The 21,563-nt window shown below is 64.7% G+C and carries 19 protein-coding genes, 1 tRNA gene and 1 pseudogene; 15 read left to right on the top strand and 6 right to left on the bottom strand.

Annotated elements, in window-relative coordinates; translation table 11 throughout:
* Positions 1-64 precede the first annotated feature (64 nt).
* Complete coding sequence (locus tag F0311_RS07080; RefSeq protein ID WP_150461254.1) at positions 65-1,015, bottom strand: endonuclease/exonuclease/phosphatase family protein; 951 nt, start codon at positions 1,013-1,015, stop codon at positions 65-67.
* 128 nt (positions 1,016-1,143) lie between these two features.
* Here F0311_RS07080 and F0311_RS07075 point away from each other — a divergent pair, with 128 nt between their 5' ends.
* From F0311_RS07075 to F0311_RS07060, 4 genes are all read left to right on the top strand, one after another.
* A complete protein-coding gene (locus F0311_RS07075; protein ID WP_223881190.1) occupies positions 1,144-1,719 on the top strand; it encodes a hypothetical protein in 576 nt (191 codons plus the stop codon).
* Complete coding sequence (locus F0311_RS07070) at positions 1,716-3,494, top strand: type IV secretory system conjugative DNA transfer family protein (RefSeq protein ID WP_150461253.1); 1,779 nt, start codon at positions 1,716-1,718, stop codon at positions 3,492-3,494. The genes F0311_RS07075 and F0311_RS07070 overlap by 4 nt, the downstream gene beginning before the upstream one ends.
* Before the next feature lie 87 nt (positions 3,495-3,581).
* Entirely contained in the window at positions 3,582-4,043 is a 462-nt protein-coding gene (locus tag F0311_RS07065) for a single-stranded DNA-binding protein (RefSeq protein WP_150461252.1), read from the top strand.
* Between the two features lie 11 nt (positions 4,044-4,054).
* Positions 4,055-4,615, top strand: a complete 561-nt coding sequence (locus F0311_RS07060) for a hypothetical protein (RefSeq protein ID WP_150461262.1) — start codon at positions 4,055-4,057, stop codon at positions 4,613-4,615.
* 114 nt (positions 4,616-4,729) lie between these two features.
* Here the strand turns inward: F0311_RS07060 and F0311_RS07055 are convergent, their stop codons facing one another.
* Positions 4,730-6,226: a recombinase family protein gene (locus tag F0311_RS07055; protein ID WP_150461251.1), complete on the bottom strand. Its 1,497-nt coding sequence runs from the start codon at positions 6,224-6,226 to the stop codon at positions 4,730-4,732.
* An 8-nt stretch (positions 6,227-6,234) separates the two neighbouring features.
* Between F0311_RS07055 and F0311_RS07050 the strand changes: the two genes are divergently transcribed.
* A complete protein-coding gene (locus F0311_RS07050) occupies positions 6,235-6,762 on the top strand; it encodes an ATP-binding cassette domain-containing protein (RefSeq protein WP_223881189.1) in 528 nt (175 codons plus the stop codon).
* A gap of 261 nt (positions 6,763-7,023) precedes the next feature.
* A pseudogene (locus F0311_RS07045) lies at positions 7,024-7,326 on the top strand (DUF6157 family protein); the annotation flags it as partial.
* 24 nt (positions 7,327-7,350) lie between these two features.
* Here the strand turns inward: F0311_RS07045 and F0311_RS07040 are convergent.
* Positions 7,351-8,151, bottom strand: coding sequence for an AraC family transcriptional regulator (locus F0311_RS07040; protein WP_191089791.1), 801 nt, complete (start codon positions 8,149-8,151; stop codon positions 7,351-7,353).
* Positions 8,152-8,228: 77 nt separating this feature from the next.
* Between F0311_RS07040 and F0311_RS07035 the strand changes: the two genes are divergently transcribed.
* Positions 8,229-8,717, top strand: coding sequence for a VOC family protein (locus tag F0311_RS07035; protein ID WP_150461250.1), 489 nt, complete (start codon positions 8,229-8,231; stop codon positions 8,715-8,717).
* A gap of 811 nt (positions 8,718-9,528) precedes the next feature.
* On the opposite strand, the gene F0311_RS07030 is transcribed toward F0311_RS07035, so the two are convergent.
* The gene (locus F0311_RS07030) at positions 9,529-10,239 is read right to left on the bottom strand and encodes a DUF4143 domain-containing protein (RefSeq protein WP_150461249.1); all 711 of its coding nucleotides are present in this window, start codon (positions 10,237-10,239) and stop codon (positions 9,529-9,531) included.
* Positions 10,240-10,842: 603 nt separating this feature from the next.
* Between F0311_RS07030 and F0311_RS18700 the strand changes: the two genes are divergently transcribed.
* On the top strand, positions 10,843-10,974 hold the full coding sequence (locus F0311_RS18700) for a hypothetical protein (protein WP_263406263.1): 132 nt from the start codon (positions 10,843-10,845) through the stop codon (positions 10,972-10,974).
* A gap of 94 nt (positions 10,975-11,068) precedes the next feature.
* Entirely contained in the window at positions 11,069-12,397 is a 1,329-nt protein-coding gene (locus tag F0311_RS07025) for a serine/threonine-protein kinase (RefSeq protein WP_150461248.1), read from the top strand.
* Positions 12,398-12,407: 10 nt separating this feature from the next.
* Here F0311_RS07025 and F0311_RS07020 read toward each other — a convergent pair whose 3' ends face one another.
* Together F0311_RS07020 and F0311_RS07015 are read right to left on the bottom strand one after the other, a co-directional pair.
* The gene (locus tag F0311_RS07020; RefSeq protein ID WP_150461247.1) at positions 12,408-13,814 is read right to left on the bottom strand and encodes a hypothetical protein; all 1,407 of its coding nucleotides are present in this window, start codon (positions 13,812-13,814) and stop codon (positions 12,408-12,410) included.
* Positions 13,815-13,908: 94 nt separating this feature from the next.
* Positions 13,909-16,083 (bottom strand): vWA domain-containing protein, encoded by a 2,175-nt coding sequence (locus F0311_RS07015; RefSeq protein WP_191089790.1) that lies wholly within the window; start codon positions 16,081-16,083, stop codon positions 13,909-13,911.
* Between the two features lie 179 nt (positions 16,084-16,262).
* On the opposite strand from F0311_RS07015, the gene F0311_RS07010 reads away from it, so the two are divergent.
* The 6 genes from F0311_RS07010 to F0311_RS06985 all read left to right on the top strand — a co-directional run bounded on the left by F0311_RS07010 (position 16,263) and on the right by F0311_RS06985 (position 21,395).
* Entirely contained in the window at positions 16,263-16,793 is a 531-nt protein-coding gene (locus F0311_RS07010) for a threonine/serine exporter family protein (protein WP_150461245.1), read from the top strand.
* Positions 16,794-16,830: 37 nt separating this feature from the next.
* On the top strand, positions 16,831-17,547 hold the full coding sequence (locus F0311_RS07005; protein WP_223881188.1) for an Ltp family lipoprotein: 717 nt from the start codon (positions 16,831-16,833) through the stop codon (positions 17,545-17,547).
* 5 nt (positions 17,548-17,552) lie between these two features.
* On the top strand, positions 17,553-18,251 hold the full coding sequence (locus F0311_RS07000) for a DUF3800 domain-containing protein (protein WP_191089789.1): 699 nt from the start codon (positions 17,553-17,555) through the stop codon (positions 18,249-18,251).
* Positions 18,252-18,708: 457 nt separating this feature from the next.
* Positions 18,709-18,779: transfer RNA gene (locus tag F0311_RS06995), tRNA-Gln, on the top strand.
* Positions 18,780-18,883: 104 nt separating this feature from the next.
* On the top strand, positions 18,884-20,377 hold the full coding sequence (gene glmU / locus F0311_RS06990) for a bifunctional UDP-N-acetylglucosamine diphosphorylase/glucosamine-1-phosphate N-acetyltransferase GlmU (protein WP_396897423.1): 1,494 nt from the start codon (positions 18,884-18,886) through the stop codon (positions 20,375-20,377).
* A gap of 37 nt (positions 20,378-20,414) precedes the next feature.
* Positions 20,415-21,395 (top strand): ribose-phosphate diphosphokinase, encoded by a 981-nt coding sequence (locus F0311_RS06985; RefSeq protein WP_150461242.1) that lies wholly within the window; start codon positions 20,415-20,417, stop codon positions 21,393-21,395.
* Positions 21,396-21,563: the final 168 nt, after the last annotated feature.

Genomic DNA, 21,563 nt, shown 5'->3' with positions numbered 1-21,563 from the left:
CGTGCCACAGCAGGATCGAGCAACGTGCTGGAGACACTCGTCAGGACACCCCTGAGCAGTCGTCTCAGACGTCGAAGGTGGCGACGACCAGAGCGTGGTCGGAGTAGGGCGAGTCCCGGCGCGTGTTCGGAAGGTCGTCGATCGAGGCCAGCGGTTCACCACCGGTCAGCGTGGTCGCCTCAGTTGTCACTTGGCGGGTGGCGTTGGTGACGAACAGGTGGTCGATCAGCTCACCGCGGCCCCGGTAGACGCGGGAGAACCGCAACTCCTCGGGGATCAACGGAGCCAGGTTGAACAACCGGTGCGCATCGCCCTGATCGGGGCGGTTCTCACCCGGTGTGCCGATCTCACTACCGGCGGGTCCGTGGATGATCTGGGTGGTCGCCGCCTGGACCTCGTCATTGAAGTCACCAGTCACGACCACATGCCGCTCATCGCCCTCGCCGTCGATCAGCTCGTCGGCGAAGCCGCGGACGGCCACGGCCTCGGCCGCGCGCCGGTAGAGCCCGTAGGCGCCGTAGCGGGCTCGCTCGGCCTCATCCCTGGGTGTGAAGCGGCCACCGGGGTAGGTGATCAGCTTGGACTTCAAGTGCACGCTGACCACATCCACCCCCACACCGTCCGGTGAGTGCACTCGTATGTGGAGGGCGCCGCGTCCCATCGCTGTCAACGCCGTCTGGTTGTCATCGACCGGGACGCCTTGCAGCTCGGACGGGATCGCATCGTGCTCACTGACGATCTCGATCGGCAGGCGGGACACGATGCCGTTACGGATGGTGTGCGGGGTCGCGAACTTCGTCGACAGCTCACCTGTCCACCCCGAGCCGAGCGCGTCGATCAGCGCGGCGAAGGCGTCCTCATCGCCGACTTCCTGGACCGCCACCACATCCAGCCCGGCATCGGTGATCGTCGCAGCGAGCCCGGCGACCTTCTCGGCGAACACACCCTGCTCGCTCGGGCCATAGCCGGCACCTGGGGTGAACAGGTTCTCCACATTCCATGTCCCTACCCGCATCCCACGCACCCCCGTTCTTCATGCAGTCGTTCTGGGGTTGACGCTACGGGGTGGAGATGACCTTCGGGTGAACTCACCCACGCCCCGCATCGAGGCTCGCGCTGGGTGGGGTGGTGCACCTGGCCGGTATGGGTTCCTCTGCCGATTCGCCTTCTCGACGCCGCCGCAGCACCCCGCCGGATGAGCCGCCGCCGGTGGTGCTGCCGCACGTGGTCATCACCGTCACCCAGACCGGCGCCCTAGACGTCGCCGTCGACGGTGCCACGTTCCCGCCACCAGAGAGCGGAGCGTGGACACGCAGCACCTTCGGCCCGCTGCTGGACGCGATCACTGAGGACCGGAGGGTCGCGGTGCGCATCGAGGTCCGCGAAACCGACGGCAGCGTGTTCACCGACCTCATCCACGCCCGCAAACCCACGCCACCCACACCAGCAGAAGCCGAGTCGAAAGACCCACGAGGCACGCGCTCCAAGACCAGGGGCAAGCACGCGCCGGACCTGGTGGAGGTCACCGGCGAGGGGTTCGTGCCCGGCGAGGACGTGGCGGTCGCGGTCATCGTCTCCCACATCGGCGCCACCGGCACCGGTCATGCTCGTGCCCTGCTCGACACCGCCCAGTTCAAGTCGGCGCTGCGAGAGGGCACCGGGGAGGTCATTCTCTTCGGCCGCGTCTCCGGCACCACCGTGGTTCGGCGGCTGCTATGAGCACACCGCGACAGACCGGGAGCATGGGCGAGGAGCTGACCAACGCCGCATTAGTCGCCCTGATCGGTGCCTTCGGTTTCGCGCTGATCCTGCGCGCCGCAGGGTCGGTGGCGGCGTTCCTGACCGGCACACCCCAACCGGCCACCGGGCCGGTCTCTGGCTTCGGGGTGCTGCTCCACCCCGGCGACCCGGCGACGGCGCTGGAGGCCGAAGGCCTGAACCCGGCCGCGTACTGGCTCGTCACCGCGCTCATGCTTACCGCACTCACCGCTGCCGGCGCGTGGGTATGGGTGCGGCTCCGACGCCGGTCCCGGAAGGTCGAGACCGACCCGCGGCGCCTGGCCGGCACCGCCACCGGCCCCGAGGTCACTCAGACCGCCTCAGCCAAGGCGCTGCTGCGCCGCGCCGGGACACTGCGCCCCTCACTGGATGCCCCCGACCCGGCCGACGTCGGCTACCTGCTGGGCCGTTCACGAGGCAAGCAGGTGTGGGCGAGCGTGGAGGACTCGATCCTGCTCATCGGACCCCCAAGGTCAGGCAAGGGCCTGCACGTGGTCATCAACGCGATCCTCGACGCACCCGGTGCCGTGGTCACCACCTCCACGCGGCCGGACAATCTCACCGCCACCCTGCGTGCCCGTGAGCGGGGCGGGCGGCCGGTGGCGGTGTTCGACCCCCAGCACCTCGCCGAGGGCATCCCCGCCGGGATGCGCTGGTCACCCATCCGCGGCTGCCACGACCCGCTGACAGCGATGATCCGAGCCACCGGCCTGGCCACCGCCACCGGACTCTCGGCCGGCGGGGTCGAATCCGGCGGGTTCTGGGAAGGCAAAACCCGCACCGCCCTCCAAGCCCTCCTGCACGCCGCAGCACTGGACCACCGGCCACCCGCCGAGCTGTTCCGCTGGACCCTCGACCCCACCGCCGCAGCCGAAGCCGTCGCCATCCTCACCAACACCACACAGGCCGCCACCGGATGGGCCGACTCCCTCGGGGCGATGATCGACTCCGACCCCAAAACGAGGGACTCGATCTGGCAAGGCGTCGCACTCGCTCTCGGCGCGCTGGCCGACCCGCGGGTGCTCGATGCCGTCTCGCCGGGGCCGGGCGAGGGCTTCGACCCGGAGACCTTCATCCGCCAGCGCGGCACCCTCTACCTGCTCGCCACCGGAGCCGGAGCAGGCGCATCGGCAGCATTGGTGGCGGCGTTCGTGGAAGATCTGATCGAGACGGCCCGCCGGATCGCTGCCCGCTCACCGGGTGCACGTCTGGACCCACCGCTGCTGCTGGCACTCGATGAGATCGGCAACCTCGCGCCACTACCGTCTCTGCCGACGTTGATGGCAGAAGGCGGCGGCACCGGCATCACCACACTCCCGGTCTTGCAGTCCCTCGCCCAGGCGCGGGAGAAGTGGTCGGACAACGCCGCCGGCGCCATCTGGGACGCCAGCATCGTCAAGATCATCCTCGGCGGCGCCTCCAACAGCCGAGACCTCCAAGACCTCTCCACCCTGATCGGCGAGAGGGACGAGTACACCGACAGCGTGACCCTCGGCGACCACGGGACGCGATCGAATCAGCGTTCGGTGCGCCGGGTGCCGATCCTGCCGCCCGACCGGATCAGGACCCTCCCGTTCGGCACCGGTGTCACCCTGCTGCGCTCGGCGCCACCGATCGTCACCGATCTGCGTCCTTGGCCCTCGCGGTCTGATGCCGCTCAGCTCAAGGGTGACCGGGCCGAGGTCGAGACACTGCTGCGCCGACCCGGCTCCTGAGTCAGCGAGACGTGAACAAGGGAGCGCACCTGTCTGTCACACGGGCCGCCAGCCCGGTGGCTTAACGCACAGACAAGGAGCACTCTCATGTCGATCGACACCCAGCAGGCCGTCTCGGGGTTCATTGCGACCGAGCCGCGGCTGACGTACTCCGATGACGGGGTCCCGCGGTTCTACGCACGAATCGGTATCGAGCACTCGCGTCAGGAACCGGATGGATCATTCACGCAGCTCGACCCGACGTTCCACGACATGACCGCGTTCCGCAAGGCCGCCGAGGAGGGCGTCGCCCGGTTCCGCAAGGGCGACAAGTTTATTGCGACCGGCCGGGTCCACGAGTACACCTACGACAAGGACGGCCAGAGCGTTGAAGCTGAGGAGTTCATCGTCAGGCGTTTCGGCCACGACCTGGCCCGCACCCGCTACGACGTCGACCGAACACCCCGCCGGCAGGCTCCCAGCCGTGAGACACCCGCACGTGAAGCGCCCGCCTTCGAGACCAACGCGCAGCCAACGCGGGCCAGCCAGGCACCGAGCCTCGGAATGTGAGCGGTACGGAGATGAGCGACTACGTCCCCGAGCCCGACTCGGCCGACCTCGACGACGACTTCGTGGGCGAAGAGCCCACTGCGGAGCCGCCACATCCGGTCAACTGGAATCTGCTCTCCGCGCATGACCTGGAACAGGAATGGTTGGCGCTGAACCGCTGGGTGGACTGGTTGCGGCACACCTACGGACTCCCGGCGAGTGTGGTGCCGCCGTTCTGGCACCACCACCCTGAACTCCTCTGGGAGTTGTCTGCTCTGCACCTGCATTGGCTGGGTGCCTACGATCCCGAGCAGAACGCCAGCGCCCCGGTCGGCTGGCACCGTGACTTCGCCGACGCCCGGCAGCGCCTACGTGATTGGGTCTCCGCCTCCGGCACCCGCATCGATCGCGACCGGCCCACCCGGCAGACGACCTGGCCCGGTGAACCATCCGCGCCGCCGGTCGAAGACGTTCTCATCGAGGACCGCGACGCTGAGTTTGTCGAGTTCGTCTACGCGCAGGTCGCTGAACGCGAGGCGCAAGAGGAAGAGTTCTACCGAACCCTCGATGCACGTACCGGGGAAGTGCGATGAGCACCGCCCCGAGCATGAAGGAACGCACCGAACTTGACCGACTCCGACAGGCTGGCCGGGAACTCGGTGCGTCCTTCATGCCGCTGACCAAGCGGCAGGCTGCCGCGGTTCGCACTATCCTGATCGGCTCCACTGGTAAGAGTCAGGAACAGCAAAGCGAGGCGTGATCTTGATCCGGTCGGGATCGAAGATGCCCCCGAGCTGGCGGGCCTTCACGATGCGGATGTCGAACAGCATCTTCACCAGTCGCCGCTTCTCCAGCAGCACCAGGCCCTCCCAAGCCGTGTCGAGGTCTTGAGTTCGGACCAGTTCGAGGAGCCCCGCGTCAGACACAGGAGGCACCGCGGCTTTCGCTGCCTGCTCGATCTGCGGGTTCAGGCGCCGCTCGATACTCGACAGCATCGTCAAGCTGATGGCGCCCTCGGCATACTGTTCGGCAGCCTCGTCCAGACGCTGTCGCAGTGCCGCCAGGCGCTCTTCGGCCTCGCCGACACGCTCGCTCCAGCTCTCATCCGAGGCGGCAATGACTGCCATGCTCTCGGGCTCGGAAAGCCACCCCAGGAGCGCGCCGACGACGAACGCATCAGTTCGATTGACATCGATGCTGACCTTGCGGCATCCGGCGATCGGGCAGACGTAGTTGTTCCGGGAGCTTCCGTCCTTGCGCGGGATCACGCCGTTGAGGCGGACCAACGGGCGTGAGCAGTAGCCGCACTTCGCGATGAACGACAGCAGCCACTTGGGGTGGCTGTGGTTGTCCTCTTCGACATAGCGCGTGCGGACCGCGCGATCCGACAGTACGCGGTTGACCTCTTCCCATCGCTCTCGCGGGATGATCGCGGGCCAATCAGCATCGCCGATCACTTCACCCCGGTACTTGCGCAGTCCGGCGATCGTCGGGCTCTTCAGCAGTTGCCGCAACGAGGAGTTCATCCAGCCGCGGGAGTGATCGCTGGTCGGCTTCATCGGCGTCGTGACGCCTTGCTTGTTCAATCGAGTGACGATCGCGTTCATCGGGACGCCGCTCAGAATCTCGTCCACCGCGTTGACGATGATCGCTGCCTTCTCCGGGTCGATCTCCTGGCGGAGCAAGGCACCCGTGCGCTCGTCGTAGACCCTCCGGTATCCATAGGGCAAGCGGCCGTGCGGTCGACCCTTCTGGGCGTTGAGACGGACCGTCCGGAGCTGTCGTTCACGGATGACCGCGGCATCCTTCTCCGCGGTCAGGAACTCCAGCCCCATCATGAACGCGTCGTCGCTGCGCTCGAAGTCATAGACCCGACCACGTGTCAGGTACAGGACGCCGGCTTCCTGACACGCGGCACGGAGCTGGACGTAGGCGAGAAGTTCGCGGCCGGCCCGGGACGGCTCCCATGTGACGAAGGCGTCGTACTCCTTTGACGCGATGAGTTGTAGTGCTTCCTCGAAGCCCTCCCGCTCGCGGGTCCGCCATTGAGAGGCGGAGCGGTTCGCGTCGGTGATTACCTTGCCGACATGCCAGCCCTGCTGGTCGCACCAGGCGCGGCAGTCGGTCTCTTGGTCGTCGGTGGCGCGCATCAGGTAGTGGCGGTCCATTGAGGCTCGGGTGTAGATGAGTGCTGTGGTCTCCATAGCAGTAGGTGCTCTTCTCTGTATCTGCTATCGGAGTGCTTGGTGAGCCCACCAACGATCTGGACACTGACACGCTGGCCGCGATGGAGGACCTGCTCGACCGCTGGCCGGGCACGCTGATCGTGGTCTCCCACGACCGGTACCTGCTTGAGCGGGTCACCGACCACCAGGTCGCGCTGCTGGGTGACGGCAAGGTCCGTGCCCTGCCCGGCGGAGTGGAGCAGTACCTGGCGATTCGTGAGACGGCAGAGAAGTCGATGACCGCGGAGCCTGAGACTGCTAAAACCGCAGGTCAAAGATCGAAAAAGAAACTCTCTGGTGCTGAGCGTCGTGCGGCTGAGAAAGAGCTGGCCTCGCTGGAACGTCGCATCGAACGCCTGCAGCAGCAGGCGGTTGATAATCGTGCCGAGCTTGCCGACCTCGACCAGTCCGACTATCAGCGACTTTCGGCTGAGATGGCGAAAATCACGGCTTTGGAGGATGAAGCGGAAAGCCTCGAAGAGCGTTGGTTGGAGCTATCTACTCTATTGGAGTGACTGGTGATCCTCGGAACCCAGGACACACCAGAGTCTCCACAAAACCCAGGGCGCTTCACCATTGCGTCCACCCAAGTGTTTTTACGGGAACACGCATAGATGTGTCGTGTTCGTGTTCTGCCTCCTCGCCGTCGTCATCAGCGCTTGCTTCGCGGATGATCGTGGCGAACGGCTCGGCAAGCCTGGGGGCGTAGTTGTTGTTGTCGCGTCGCGTGCGCTGAGGAGCCCCCGTTCAATGGCAAGCCTCCGACAGGAGCGGCGCTTCAGTATGCGCTCATCGCGAAGCGCCCTTACGAGTTCACCAGCGACGACGTGCTGTTCGAGGTGTACATGTCTCGGCAGGCTGTACCGGAGGAGGATCGAGCGTTGGCGCGCGAGGCGTTCTTCGCTAGATCGCAGGCGTGCCTTCGTTCTTCGCCGCTCGGAAAGCGGTACGGCTGGGGCATCCATCACAACGCCGAGAGCAAGATCGCGCTTGTGCCGCTCGGGTCCGACGAGTACCGGAATCTCGCCGCCGATCCCGAGGTGAAGCAGACCAAGGCGATGCGCTCAAGACGAGTGTGATTGAAGCCTGGGATGCGGGCGAGGTCACTCGGTGGGCAGCGAGCGACGGTAGTTGCTGGGGGTGAAGCCGAGGCTGGTGCGGAAGTCGTTGGTCAAGTGGGCGTGATCGGCGTAGCCGAACTCGTGCGCGAGCGCGGTCAGGTCGAGGCCGGGGTCTTGGCGAAGCCGTTCCGCGGCTTCCTGGAGTCGGCGACGGCGAATCAGGGCGGCCGGTGGTAGCCCGACGTACTTGGCGGCGAGGCGTTGCAGGCTGCGAGTCGAGATGTGCAGATGTGCGGCGAGGTCGGTCACGTTCAGCAGGGCCGGATCGGTTTCGGCGGCCTCGACCATCCGGTTGGCGAGCAGCGCGTCGTCGCTCGGCGCGCCCAGTCGGTTCTGCAGCCAGTCGGTGAAGGCGGCGATCGCGGCGCGGCGGCGTTCGTCTGCCGGGGCATCGGCGCTCATGGCGGAGCGGACGGCAGCGGCGAGGTCCGGAAGCTCCGCCTCCCGGTAGGCGTCGCGGAACAGTGCCGCATCCCCCACCAGCGGGGGTGTCGCGGCAGGGCGCAGCAGCGCACCCACCGCCCAGCCCCGCCCGGTCAGGTCGCGGTAGGAGGCGCGAGTTGTTGGGCCTGAGATGCCGATCGTGCTGTTCTCGACGACGAGGTTGGCGGCCGGGAACCCGATCAAGTGCTGCCGTGAGCTGCGTCCGGGCTCGATGTCCCATTCAGGAATCCAGAACCACCGCACGAACACCGCGAGGTCACCCGTGACCGGCTTGCGGTGGAACGTCGGGAGTCGGGTCGGGTACAGCACCCCGCGTGAGGCCGCTGGGATCTCAATCATCCGACTAATTTTATCCGGTCGGCATCTGGCGCGAATCTACAAGCCCGGTCATCGGCCGCCCGCGTAGCTTTGGATGCATGGCAGCAGCAGCGCACGGCGAGCACACCGACCACGGCACCCCTAACGGGGCCAGCAGCATCACCCCGTTCCTCGCGATCCCCGGGGCGCGTGAGGCGATCGGCTTCTATCGGGACGTGTTCTGCGCCCGTGTGGTCGACGTGACCGAGATGGGCGGCGTCGTGGTCCATGCCGTGCTCGACTTCGGGCACGGGCTGCTACAGCTCGGTGAACCCGTGCCCGACTATCACCTTGTCGCTCCGCCGGCCGGGGATGACGACTGCTACTCGCTCAGCCTGTATGTGCCCGACGTTGATGCGGTCGTTGCTTCAGCCGAAGCCGCCGGAGCAACCATCCGTGAGCCGACCGCCGACTTCGTCTCCGGCGACCGATACGCCAGCATCCGTGACCCCTTCGGCGTCCGCTGGTCCGTCATGACTCGCATCGAGGACATCTCCGAGGACGAGAGCGCCCGCCGCGTCGCCGAATGGGCCGCCGCACAGGAGTGATGGGCAACTTCGCGATCCATCTCATGCGGTGCCTGCGCGCCGAAGCGTCATGCCCGGTGAACGGCGCCCCTGCTACCTTTTCTGCCGAGTCTTGACCCAGACTGTTCCCCGGTGAATCCTGAACTGCTTGGCGAGGGCGACCACACTGACGCCTTGCGCGGGCTGTTTGCATAGCGTCCACTTCCTCGTCTGTGAGGCGTGTTCGAGGTCGTTTCTTTGGTTCCGCCGACGCACCGATCAGCGGGTCATCGGAGTCCACGGTGGGGTCAGCATCCCGACGGTGGGCTTGAATTTACGCGGAAACAAGCCTCTCAACCCGTGGTCGCGTGTTCCCGCAGTGCTCAATTGCTTCCACAGCGTTCTGCGGGACTTCGCCCCGCACCCCACCTGAAGAGACTGCAGATCAGCGGCCCTTTCCGGTAGAGAAGAGGGCCGCTGTTGTTTTCCGGAAGGTACCTGACTGTAGTGATCTGGTAGTAACGCGTAGTAGTTCGTATGAAGTCGAGTGTGTCCTACGTATCCCAGAAGATCCGTATGATCCAGGAGTTCTCGATCAGCCGATCGTCCAAGAAGCTGGGAGTGAGGCGTTCCTGGATAACCTCGGATCAAACGGCGTATCTCGCGCGCTGGATTACACAAACAACGGGGTCGGTTGGGCCAAGCAGCGGACCCCGTTTTGATGCAGCGACGGCGCCTCAGCCAAGAGGCATGGCAGGCTTCACGACGGGATGACATTACTATTCAGGGGATGGGGCCTGCCGCTCTGCCTGGCATATAGGTGCGTCGTCCGCATGGGTCTGCTGGAAGTGCTTTAGGGTGCAAGTGCAGCCAGAGGTGCGGTGATGGTCCCGTTGTCGGTTACGAGAAGGGGACCGGTCCCAGTCACGACGAGCTTGAAGGTGGGCTCGCCCATCTCAATTGTATCAACTTGCTCGATGATGGTGTTCAGCGTCTCAACGCCAGCTGCAACCTGCCTGCCGCCGAGTTTGACCTCGACTGCGCCCCACCTGCCATCGAGCAACGTGATGATCGCATCGATCTCCTTGTTGTAGGAATCCCGGTAGTGGGTAACCTCGCCGTCTAGTGGGGACGCAAGGACAGTGAGGTCGTGGATCACAGCACTTTCGAACAGTATGCCCAAGGTTTTAAGATCGCTCCGGAGCTGTGCGGGACCTGCACCAAGTGCTGCAGCGGTAAGTGCTGGGTCAACCAGATGGAGTTTGGGTGAAGTCCGAACGCGGGCTCGGGAGCGCAGTGTGGGACTCCACACCTGTTGCGGCTCAACGATGAACAGCTGCTGCAGCAGATTGACATAGTTGCTGACCGTCTCTTCGTCAATCCTGGGAGCTATGGCGCGTACATCAGCCGCCAAAGTCTTGTATGTGACCTCTGAGGCAACGGATCGCGCCAAAGCGGCGATGAGCTGCTTAATCACTGCTGGCTCGTGGAGGACTTTGGCGATGCGCTGGAGGTCAGCTCTTGCCACGTCATCGATGTAGGCACGCAGACGCGCGGCAGACATGTGTGTGGTTTTGAGCCGTCATCCCAGGGAATCCTGGACGCAGGATGCTTTCAATGACGACGTCTAGATCTGGTGCGGCCTCGAGACTCGAGGAGGGGACGTTCGCTCTCAAACAGTGAAGCAAGACTCACGTTTTGCGAGGGGGCTCGAGCTTCTCCCACCACGACATGGTCCGTCCAGAAGGCCTTGAGTTTCTGGATCGTCGACGAAGGTGTACGAGTTTGCAGCGTTTAGCGCGGTCATGGTCTTTCCACTGGCCCGCGCTTACTCAATGACAACTGCGCCGGTGGTCTCAAGAGCACTCGGCAACGCCGAGTCGATAATGCGGGGGCGATACTCATGTCCGACTACCTTGGACGTGTCCACGCAGTAACACTACCCCAATGCCGACGGTTGCAGGGTGTTCATCCGGACGATTGTAGGATCTAGATTCGGATAATTGCAGGAATCCTGACCGCTCAGATGTGTCCTGTTTGTGACGTGGGGGGGGGTTCCCCTACTCCCGTCTGACTCGTGGTTTTGTCGATCAGGACCTGCTCGACCGCTGGCCGAGCACGCTGATCATGGTCTCCCACGACCGGTACCTGCTGGAGCGAGTCGCAGATGACTGCGGCCAGCCAGAGCGTGGATCTGAAGCAGCTGGCGACACTGCAGAAAGAGCTCGATGGAGTGGTTTCGGAGCTGGCCGAGGTCGAGGAGGCCTGGCTGGAAACCAGCGATACCGCCGACAGGTAGGGCTGTCCGGTTGGCAGCTTCCTGCTCCGGAGAAAGCCCACACCGGCCCCACCGCCCACCAGCTGAGCGCTCTTCCGTATAGGGTGACTAATTAATGGGTGACGTATTCGCAGGTCGCTACGAACTGGTCGACCCGCTCGGGGAGGGTGGCGCCGGCGTGGTCTGGCGCGCCTGGGACCGCAAGCGCCAGCACTACGTGGCTGCCAAAGTGTTGCGCCAGGTAGACGCCTCATCCCTGCTGCGCTTCATGCGCGAACAGTCCATGCGGCTGGACCACCCCCATGTGCTGGCCCCCACCGGATGGGCCGGCGAGGACGACAAAGTACTCTTCACCATGCCGATCGTCCCCGGCGGCTCGGTCTCGACCCTGGTCAGCGACTTCGGTCCGCTGCCTGCCCGGCTCACCGCAGTGCTGCTGGACCAGCTGCTGGCTGCCCTGGAGGCCATCCACGCCGAGGGAATCGTGCACCGCGACATCAAACCCGCCAACCTCATGCTCGATGCCACCGGCCGGGACATCCCCCGAGCCTGGCTGGGCGATTTCGGCATCGCCGCCGGTGACGACGCCCCACGACTGACCCAGGGCCCCTTCGCCATGGGCACCCCCGGCTATGTGGCCCCAGAGTGCCTCCACCAGGGCTGGCAGCCCGATGCCCGGGCCGATCTCTACGCCGCCGGAATGTGCGCGGTGGAGATGCTCACCGGACTCAGCCCCGAGGCCGATACCCATGTGCTCCAGGCCCTCTCCCAGGCCGACCGCGATGATATCCCCGAAGGGCTCATCCGGGTGGTAGCCAGACTCGGTAATGCGGTGATCACCGAACGCTACGCCTCAGCCAGTCATGCCCGCAGCGCACTGGCTGCTACAGGTCTGCTGGAGTCCAGTTCGCCCGAGGATATCCTCGGCGAGGTGGAGGTCTTTGAGCATGTGCCCGAGCTGCCCGAAGGCTGGAGCCCCAAGGGCCCCATGGGGCAAACTGCTGACGCACAGCCGGCCCCGGAGGAGGTCCCGGCCACCGGAGATTCCCTGCCCACCCAGCTGATGGCGGACACCTTGGACCAGACGACAGGCCCCAGCCCCACCCAGGTGCTGCCGTCCCAGCCAGCGCAGCAGCCTTCTGCTCCTACACAGGCGCCAACGCCGCCCAGCCCACCGGAGTCAACCGGGGGCCAGCCCTACGCCTATGCCCCGGTGCCGCAGCTGGGCCTGAACGACCGCAACACCCGGCGCGGGGCAGTGCTGCAGGCCCCGCCGGAGCACTACACCCCGGCTGCCTTCGGGCAGCAGCCCTTCCCAGTCCAGCCCCAGCAGCCATCCCCCCAGGCCCCGCCACGGAAGGGACAGGGTTTGGCGATCGCGATGATTCTGTTCGGCCTAGGGTTTGTAGTGCTGGCCGCCGTGCTCTTCCTCGCCCTGGACTGAGCAGCCTCAGCTAGGCGGACTGACGCATCACCCGGGCCAGGAACAGGCCGCCGGCACCCACCAGCAGCAGGCCGAAGGCCCCCAGACTCAGCGCCACCCCTTGACCGGTGCTGATCCCGCCGGTCTGATCAGCGGCCCCCGTGCCGTCCTGGCCGTTCTCATCCCCGGGGAGCTCGGGGTCGCCGTTGCCGCTGCCATCCCCTGCCGGAGTGACCGGCAGCTCATCGTACTCCGGAACCGTCTCATCGAAGGCGTCGAAGACATCAGCAGTCAGCCGGTAGGGGACCTCGAAACTCTCCGTGTCGTCGTCCTCTGACGGCGGGTCCATGGCCACCACTACAAAGTACTCACCCGGCATGGTGGTGTGGCGGGCGTTGGACCCAGCCTGGGTGCCGGCAAACCGCCCCGGCCAGGTGATCGGATAGGACAGGGCACGCAGAGTGGTGGCCTCGGTGTGATGGATCCAATTGGAGAGGTTCTGTTCGCTCGGCGCACGGGTGCCGCCTGGTGTGGTGGCGCCGCGGAACGGGCTGATGATCGAAACCTCAGCCTCAGCCCAGCGGCCCAGCTCCTCCGAGAGGGCACTGCTGGGCTCCGGGAAGAACACCTCCGCCTGGATCTGCTGGTTCCAGTCGGCACTGACCCGGTAGACGTGCACCTGCCCGGGCTCCAGAGCGGCATCGTAGGTGGTGCCCGGATCCAGCATCGGGGCACTGTGCAGGGAGGTTCCCGGTTCGATCGGGTTCTCCTCACCGCGCTGGCGCTGCAGCTCATGCCAGACCAGGCCCTCGGCACCCCAGTGGTCGCTGTCATCCTCGAAGCCTGCGCGCAGCTCATCACCATTGAGCGGATCAGGCTCCTCGGCGACGACCAGCTCATAGTTCTCACCCACCAGCTCCCCGTTGGGAGAGCTGACCAGAAGCAGCAGCTCTTCAGCGCTTCCGCAGGCCGGCACCGCCCGGAAATCCTCCTCATCCTGCGGGGCCGTGGCGCGGATCTGGGCCCCGCGCAGCAGATTGCCGGCACTGGTGGTCTCCCAGTCCAGACGCTCAGATTCACAAGTGTCGCCGTCGAAGGTGCTCAGCTCGATCTCGGCATCATCGGTGAACTCACCCTGCTCGTCATAGGTGGTCAGGCCCACGTACAGGGTGGAGTCCGCCATAGTCCGCTGGACTCGGAAGTACTGAGTCTCGGGCTCGAAGGTGCTCAGGTAGTAGTTGCCGGGATGCAGCTCAGGGCCGTTGTCCTGATGGGTGCCGCCCTCCACCCGCTCGCCCTGCAGCACCTCAGTGTCCGGCGGCGGGGCCTCGCTCGCTTCGCCCTCCTCAGCGGTCGCCGCCGGCGGCGCCAGCATCGCTGTCAGCGCCCCTGTGAGGCCGAGCCCGGTGAGAACTCTCCGTGCTCTGCTCTGTGTCATGGTCATTCTTCCTGGTATCTCCCGCCTAGTCCCCGTCAGTTCTGGGTCCCATTATTGCTGTTCTGGCGGGTGAAGTTCTGACCCAGCCGAGGGGTCAGCTCTTCTTCATAGCGCGGGCCAGTACGACGCCGCCCCCAGCCAGCAGGAGCAGCCCCAGGGCAGCTAAGCCCAGCAGCAGTCCCGTTGTCCCGGAGAAAGCACCGGTCTGCTCAGCGGCCACCGGCTCATCCTCCTCCTCGGTCTCATCAGTGCCAGCAGCACTGTCCCGGCCAGCTTCAGGGGAGTCCGCGTCGTCGTCCTCGTCCTCTTCCTCCAGAGCGGCGTCTTCCTCCTCGGTGATGTCCTGGGTCTCCTCATCCTCGGCAGAGGCGGGCTCGGCATAGACCGGCTCGGCGTCAGTGCCGTCGGAGACAGTCTCCACGTGGAGGTAGAAGGGCAGCAGGGCGGAAGTGTTGGGATCGGAGTACTCGCCCACATTGACCACCACATAGTAGTCACCGGCCACCGTCGTGTTGCCCAGCTCTGTCCGGGAGTAGTTGTTCGGGGTGCGGTTGTTGTACTGCACCGGGTAAGTCTGCACCTGGGCGGTCTGCTCACCGCCGGTGCCGAAGCTGATCCCGTAGTAGGTGTGGTCATGATCGCGGGTGGTGGGATTGGGCACTACATCGGCCCGGTACGGGCTGATCACCTGGAGGTCGCTGGCGCCAATGTGCGGAGGTATCGGCACATTGGGCTCCTCCGGGAAGACCAGCTCCACCTGCAGATGCTCCCCCCATTCCACAGGAACGCGGAAGACCTGGCTTTCGCCCAGCAGCGAGGTGCCCGCGTAGGTGGTGCCCGGTTCGATCGCCACGGCATTGTTGAAAGAGTTGCCGCCTAGGATCTCCTCGGCGCTCTCGCGGTCCACCTCCATCTCCTGCCAGTCGATGTCGATCTCACCGATAGCCCCGGAGTAGCGCTCAGGGAGTTCCTCGGAGTTCTCGGCGGGGGGTTCCTCCCAGACCACGATCTCGAAAGGCTTGCCCTCGTAGCTCTCGTCCTCCTCCTGCATTTCCACCGCAAGGATCAGCTCATCAGTGTTGCCGCAGTCCTCGTGGGTGCCGCCCGGATCGGGCACTGAGGTCATCCCGCCTGTGCGCACCAGGGTGGCGCGGCTCGCGCTAGTTTCAGTGAGGTAGGTGTATTCGCAGGAGTCGAATTCATCACCGGTCCAGTCGGGTGTGCCCAGACGTGGGGTGATATGGGTGAAGGCCCGATCGCTGCTCAGATCGCGCAGCGTGGTCACGCCCACGTGGATGGTGGAGCCCTCGACGGTGCGGGGGATCCGGTAGAAGCGGCCGTCGCCGTGGATGGTGTCCAGGTACTGGGCACCGGAAGTCAGCTCCGGCAGGTCCCCGGAGATTTCGGTGGCGCCTTCTACGCGTTCGCCCTCCAGCTGGAAGGGTTCGAAGGCGCGCAGCGAGAGCCGTTCCAGCACAATGGTGAGCGTCTCGGCGTCGGTGGCATCGTAGTAGTCCCCGCCGCCGGCATCGGCGATGCACTGCAGCTGCTCGCGGGCATTGGCCGCATCAGAGTCCTGCTGGTCAATGTTGAAGCCCACGGTGTGGATCTGTAAGTCGATGCCCTGTTCCGCAATGGCCTGGGCGGCCTCGCAGGGGTCAGGGTTGCAGTTCTCCTCGCCGTCGGAGACCAGCACAATGGTGCGTGCGCTCTCGCCGGAGAAGTCCTCGGCGGCCTGCTCCAGGGCGTAGGCGATCGGGGTCATGGCGCCGATGGCGTCATACTCATCAATTGCACCGGAGAGTTCGTCGCGGTTGTCGGTGCCGATCTCCACAGCCAGGTGGGTATCCTCGCAGGCCTCGGGCAGGCTGGAGTCGGTGATATCGCCGGAGAAGATCCGCAGGCCCACCTGCTCGTGATCCTCCAGGGAGTCCACCACATCGGTGAGAGCGTCCTTGGCGGCGGCGATGCGGGTCTGGCCGCCGGCGTCGTCGTGCCGCATGGAGCCGGAGGCGTCCATGACCAGCAGAAGTTCGGCCTCCTCATAGTCCGGCTCTGGGAGATCGCTGTCTTCGGTGTCCTGGGCGTCGTCCTCAGTGCTGTCCGCGCCGTCGTTATCCTGGCTGCTCAGGGGGAGGGCCGCTGCAGTGAGATCCGCCTGGGCGGTGGGGGCGACAGTGGCGACCATGAGTGCGGCAAGCGCTGTGCCGAGCAAGGCGCGCAATGTACGGGTAGGAGAGTGGTGTGGGGGAGTGCTGTGCTGTTTCATCTGTGCCATTCCTTGGTGAGGGCGTCCATGTCGAACATTGACCACTGTTTGCATAAGCAAAGTTAGAACATTGCTGGAGCAAAGTCAAGGCTCTTTGGGTAGATGGTTTCGGCAAGGCTCCTGTGAGGCAATGGCGTAGACTTTACGGACGCAAAGGAATAGCAAAGGAGCGATCAGTGATGAGCGAGGTCACCGAGACCAACCGGGCAGCCCAGCGTGCGGCCTACGGGGAAGCGCTGAATGAGACCTTCGACCGGATTCGGGGCGCCTTCGGGCTCAATCAGGCCGGTTTGGCTGCCATCCTCGGCATCTCTGCGCCCATGCTCTCTCAGCTCAACAGTGCTCAGCGGGTCAAAATCGGCAATCCGGCGGTGCTCTCCCGGGTGCATCAGCTCAACGAGCTGGTCGACCAGCTGGCCGCCGGCCAACTGGAAGCCGAACAGGTGCCCGAGCGGCTGGAGCAGATCAAGAACTCCAAGGGCTCCATCGGCCGCACCACCCAGTTGATGGCAGAGCAGGCCTCCGACGCTGCTATTGTCGCCGGGATGCGCAACCTGCTGCGTGCTGTGGCCTCGGGCGCTGAGATCCGCGAGGCCGCCGAAACTTTGGAGGCCGCCCACCCCAAGCTGGCCGAGGTGCTGCGGATCTACGGCACCGGCCCCGCCCACCCGGCAGTGGAGCACTACACCGAGCACAAAGACCTGTTTTGAGTTAGTTGCCCTAGGGTGATAGTGACATAAACCACACGTGGAGCCAGCAATCAGGTTAGACTTAAGCTTCACAAAGGAATCACCGCACATTCAGCAACGATCTGAGGGGATCACTACCATGGCTGACGCAACCTACCTGCAGTCGCAAACCCCTATGACGCACCAGAACGAGGGGAAGAAGAAGTCTAAGAAGAAGTGGATCATTGGCGGTGTCATCGGTGTCTTCGTCCTGGGTGGAATCGGCGCAGCCTTGAGCGATGACGAGGAAGAAGACCAGGAACCAACCGCCGAAGAAGCCCCGGAGGAAGACACCGAAGCCGAAGAGGAAGAAGAGGACGAAGAGGACGAATCGGAAGAGCAGCTTGAGGTCATCGGGGAAGAAGAAAACGATGAGGAGAACCTCGAAGAGGCCGTCGAGCGTGAAGAGGAAGATCTAGCAGAAGAGGTCGAGGACGAAGCCTCCGAAATGACTTCCGGCGAGGCCAACGCCCTGTCTCATGCTGAGTCCTACCTCAACTACACAGGCTTCTCCCGCGAAGGACTTATTGGCCAGCTGGAGTTCGAGGATTATACCACCGCAGAAGCCGAGTTTGCGGTAGACAACGTAGAAGTGGACTGGAACGAACAAGCCGTCAGAGTCGCTGAGTCCTACCTCGACTACACTTCATTTTCCCGCCAAGGACTCATCGATCAGCTGCTCTTTGAGGGCTTCACCCAAGAACAAGCCGAGCACGGCGTCAACGAAGCATACTGAAAGCAGTGCCTCGGGCTGACGCGTATGCCTTCCTGGATGAGTCCTACGAGTCCGACCACTACTACGTTGCCGGAATTATGGTCACTCGTCAGCAGATGGAAGGCCTCGACGCCGCTCTCGACGACTTGAACGAGTCTCTGCACCAGAAACACGGAGAGCTTCCCCAGCACATCGAGCTGCACGCACACCGGATCATGCAGGCACAAGATGAATGGATCTTCTTGAGGGACCAGCGCCGAATCGGCGAGCGCCTGAGGATCAGTGCTGGGATGCTGAACCTGGCGACCCGGATCGGTGCGAAGGCGTTCATCGAAGGGGTTGATGTGGCGGGACTGAACCGGAGATACCGGTACCCGGATCCGCCACACCTGGTGACGCTGCGGCACATTCTGGAGAGCATCAACCGGCGAGCTGTGTGCAGGGGCCTGCAGCGTGTCAAGATCTACGCCGACCACCTGGATGAATACCCGGGGTATCTGGAGGAGATCGAGCTCTACAGGAAAATCGGCACACCCGGATACCGCAGCTCTACGTTGAGCAGGATTGACCAGAGATTGTGGTCGCGGACTCCAGGTCAGACCCGGCGTTGCAAGTTGCTGACTTTGTTGCCTATTTCAGCAGACGACACCTGGAAGCCCACCCGGGTTAAGACCGCAGAGCCCGAGCCGCTGCACGGAAGATGTTTGCCATCATCGAGGATATAGTCACACCCAGCAACCGGGCCGGTTACAAATGGCGTCCGCAGACATAGCTTGAGGCCCCCACATCGGAGGGCCTCGTCAAACAACGCCCCGGTTAACCGGGGCGTCGGATTTCTAGTCTATCAGTCACCGAGGAAAAGCCATGAGTAGCGCACAAACAGCCCCGCCCACTCGGCGCACCTTCGGTACGCAACCCGGTCGCCTCGGAAGGCTGGCGAGCAAGCTCGCGTCTTCGCTCGGCTCAATCGGGTTTCGGTGGGCAGAGCCTTGCCCGTCTTCGCGTCTTGAAGAACAGGTACGATGTAGAGCGCGCCGCGTGAGCAGTCCGCCATGGTGTAAGGGCAGCACCGTTCGGCACGGCCCACGCGCGCCGTTCCGGCGCACGCGGATCCTCAGCCGTGCCTCTCTTACCGGTGTGCTGAGTTGGAGAGGTAGCATGTTGAGGGCACTTTGTGCCCAGTCCGCCATGGTGTAAGGGCAGCACACCGGTTTTTGGTACCGAGAGTCTAGGTTCGAATCCTAGTGGCGGAGCTTTCAACGCCGGCGCGATAACCACTGACCCCAGGAGCTCCCACGTGACACAGCCCGCCCGTCCCGCCGCAGTCATCGTGTTGGCCGCCGGGGCAGGAACTCGGATGAAGTCGCGCACACCCAAAGTCCTGCACACCCTGGGCGGGATCTCCATGATCGGCCACGCGCTGAACACTGCCCGCGCGCTGGACCCGAATCACCTGGTGGCCGTGGTCCGGCACCAGCGTGAGAAGGTCGCCGCGCACATCACTGAGCATGACCCTGGTGTGCTGCTGGCCGACCAGGATGAGATCCCCGGCACCGGCCGGGCGGTGGAGTGCGGGCTGGAGGCGCTCGCCGCCGCCGGTGCCCCCGCAGCCTCTGGCACTGTGGTGGTTACCTACGGGGATGTCCCGCTGCTGACCCCCGAGCTGCTGGGCGAGCTGGTCGCCGAGCACCAGGCCACAGGCAATGCCGTCACCGTGCTGACCACCGAACTCCAAGATCCGTCAGGCTACGGCCGTATCCTGCGCGCAGGCGATGAGGTCACCGGCATCGTGGAGCATAAGGAGGCCACCGAACAGCAGCGACGCATCCGTGAGATCAACTCCGGCATCTACGCCTTCGACGCTGCCACCCTCACCGAGGCCCTAGCCCAGATCACCACCGAGAATGCCCAGGGCGAGAAGTACCTCACCGATGTGCTGAGCATCGCCGCACAAGCCGGAGGGCGGGTCTCGGCACTGGTCACCCAGGACCGCTGGCAGGTCGAAGGCGCCAATGATCGGGTTCAGCTCCAGACCCTGGTCGCCGAGCTCAACCGGCGCACCGTCACCGCCGCGATGCGCGCTGGCACCACGGTCATCGACCCCGCCACCACCTGGATCGATCCCACGGTCAGCTTGGATGAGGACACCACCATCCTGCCGGGCACCCAGCTGCACGGGAAGACCCGCATCTCCCGCGATGCGGTGATCGGCCCGGACACCACGCTGACCGATGTCGCGGTGGGCGAGGGGGCCAAAGTGGTGCGCACCCACGGAACCGGGGCGAAGATCGGAGCGGGCGGCGTCGTCGGACCCTTCGCCTACCTGCGCCCGGGCACAGTGCTGGGTGAGGATGGCAAGATCGGCGCCTTCTACGAGACCAAGAACGTCACCGTGGGCCGCGGGTCCAAACTCTCCCACCTCGGCTACGCCGGAGATGCCACCATTGGCGAGTACACCAATATCGGCTGCGGGAACATCACTGCCAACTACGACGGTGAGAATAAGCACCGCACAGTGATCGGCAGCCATGTGAAGACCTCCTCCAACACGGTGTTTGTTGCCCCGGTGGAGGTCGGCGACGGCGCCTACACCGGGGCCGGGGCCGTGGTGCGCAAGGATGTGCCGGCCGGCGCACTGGCCCTGACCGTGGCTTCACAGCGCAACACTGAGGACTGGGTGCAGACTAAACGTCCCGGCTCCGCCTCTGCCCAGGCTGCCGAGGCAGCAGATCAAGCTAAAGTTGACGAGGCCCGATTGAGGCGAGAGAAGACCGGAGCTGACTCCGAGTCTTCCGAGACGATTGAGGGTTCGGAGCACGGCACGCGCTCCGACTCCCCAGGCGCAGAGTAACCGCACCACCAGACCGAAAGAACAGGGACAACGCCGCATGGACGAAATCAGGCAGAGCACCGAGAAGACCATGGTTGTGGCCTCCGGGCGGGCCCATCCAGAGCTGGCCCAGGAGATCGTCACAGAGATCGGCACCGAGCTGCTGCCGATGAGCGCCTACGACTTCGCCAACGGGGAGATCTACGTGCGCTCCTCCGAGTCGGTGCGCGGCAAGGACGTGTTCCTGCTGCAGTCCCATCCGGCCCCGCTGAACAACTGGCTGATGGAGCAGCTGCTGATGATCGACTCCATGAAGCGGGCCTCTGCCAAACGGATCACTGTGGTCAGCCCCTTCTATCCCTACTCCCGGCAGGACAAGAAGGGCCGCGGTCGCGAGCCGATCTCCGCTCGGCTGGTGGCTGATCTCTACAAGGCCGCAGGGGCTGACCGGATCATGAGCGTGGACCTGCACACTGACCAGATCCAGGGGTTCTTCGACGGACCAGTGGACCACCTCTTCGGCATCCCGCTGCTGGCCGACTATATCCGTGAGCAGGTGGCCGGCGAGGAGGTCACCGTGGTGTCCCCGGATACTGGTCGGGTGCGGGTCGCCGAGCGTTGGGCCGACCGGCTGGGCGGGGTGCCGCTGGCCTTCGTACACAAGACCCGGGACCTCACCCAGCCGAATAAGGCTGAGTCCAAGCAGGTGGTCGGTGAGATCGAGGGCCGCACCTGCGTGCTCATCGATGACATGATCGATACCGGTGGCACCATCGCCGGGGCAGTGAGCATCCTCAAGGAGGCCGGAGCCACCTCAGTGATCATCGCAGCCACCCATGCGATCCTCTCCCCGCCGGCTACCGAGAAACTGTCCAACTGCGGAGCGCGCGAGGTGGTGGTGACCAACACCCTGCCGATCCCACCGGAGAAGCGCTTCGAGCAGCTTACCGTGCTCTCCATCGCCCCGATCCTGGCCCGCGCCATCAAGGAGGTCTTCACCGACGGGTCGGTGACCACCCTGTTCGACGGCTCGGCCTGAGATTTTCTGATCACAAGGTGGTTGGGACGTCAGCCTGGGGTCTTAGAGCGTGCGCCAGTAGGCGGTGTGTCGGTGACCCAAGACAGGCACGGGCCCCGGTAAAGGAAGAGGTGTTCTACGCCGCCTTCCTTCCCCGAGGTGACCCGTGCCTGCACTGCCATCATTCAT

It is taken from the genome of Nesterenkonia ebinurensis (genome assembly GCF_008711175.1).
Taxonomy (GTDB): Bacteria; Actinomycetota; Actinomycetes; order Actinomycetales; family Micrococcaceae; genus Nesterenkonia; species Nesterenkonia ebinurensis.
This window is presented reverse-complemented; position numbering and strand designations above follow the sequence as displayed.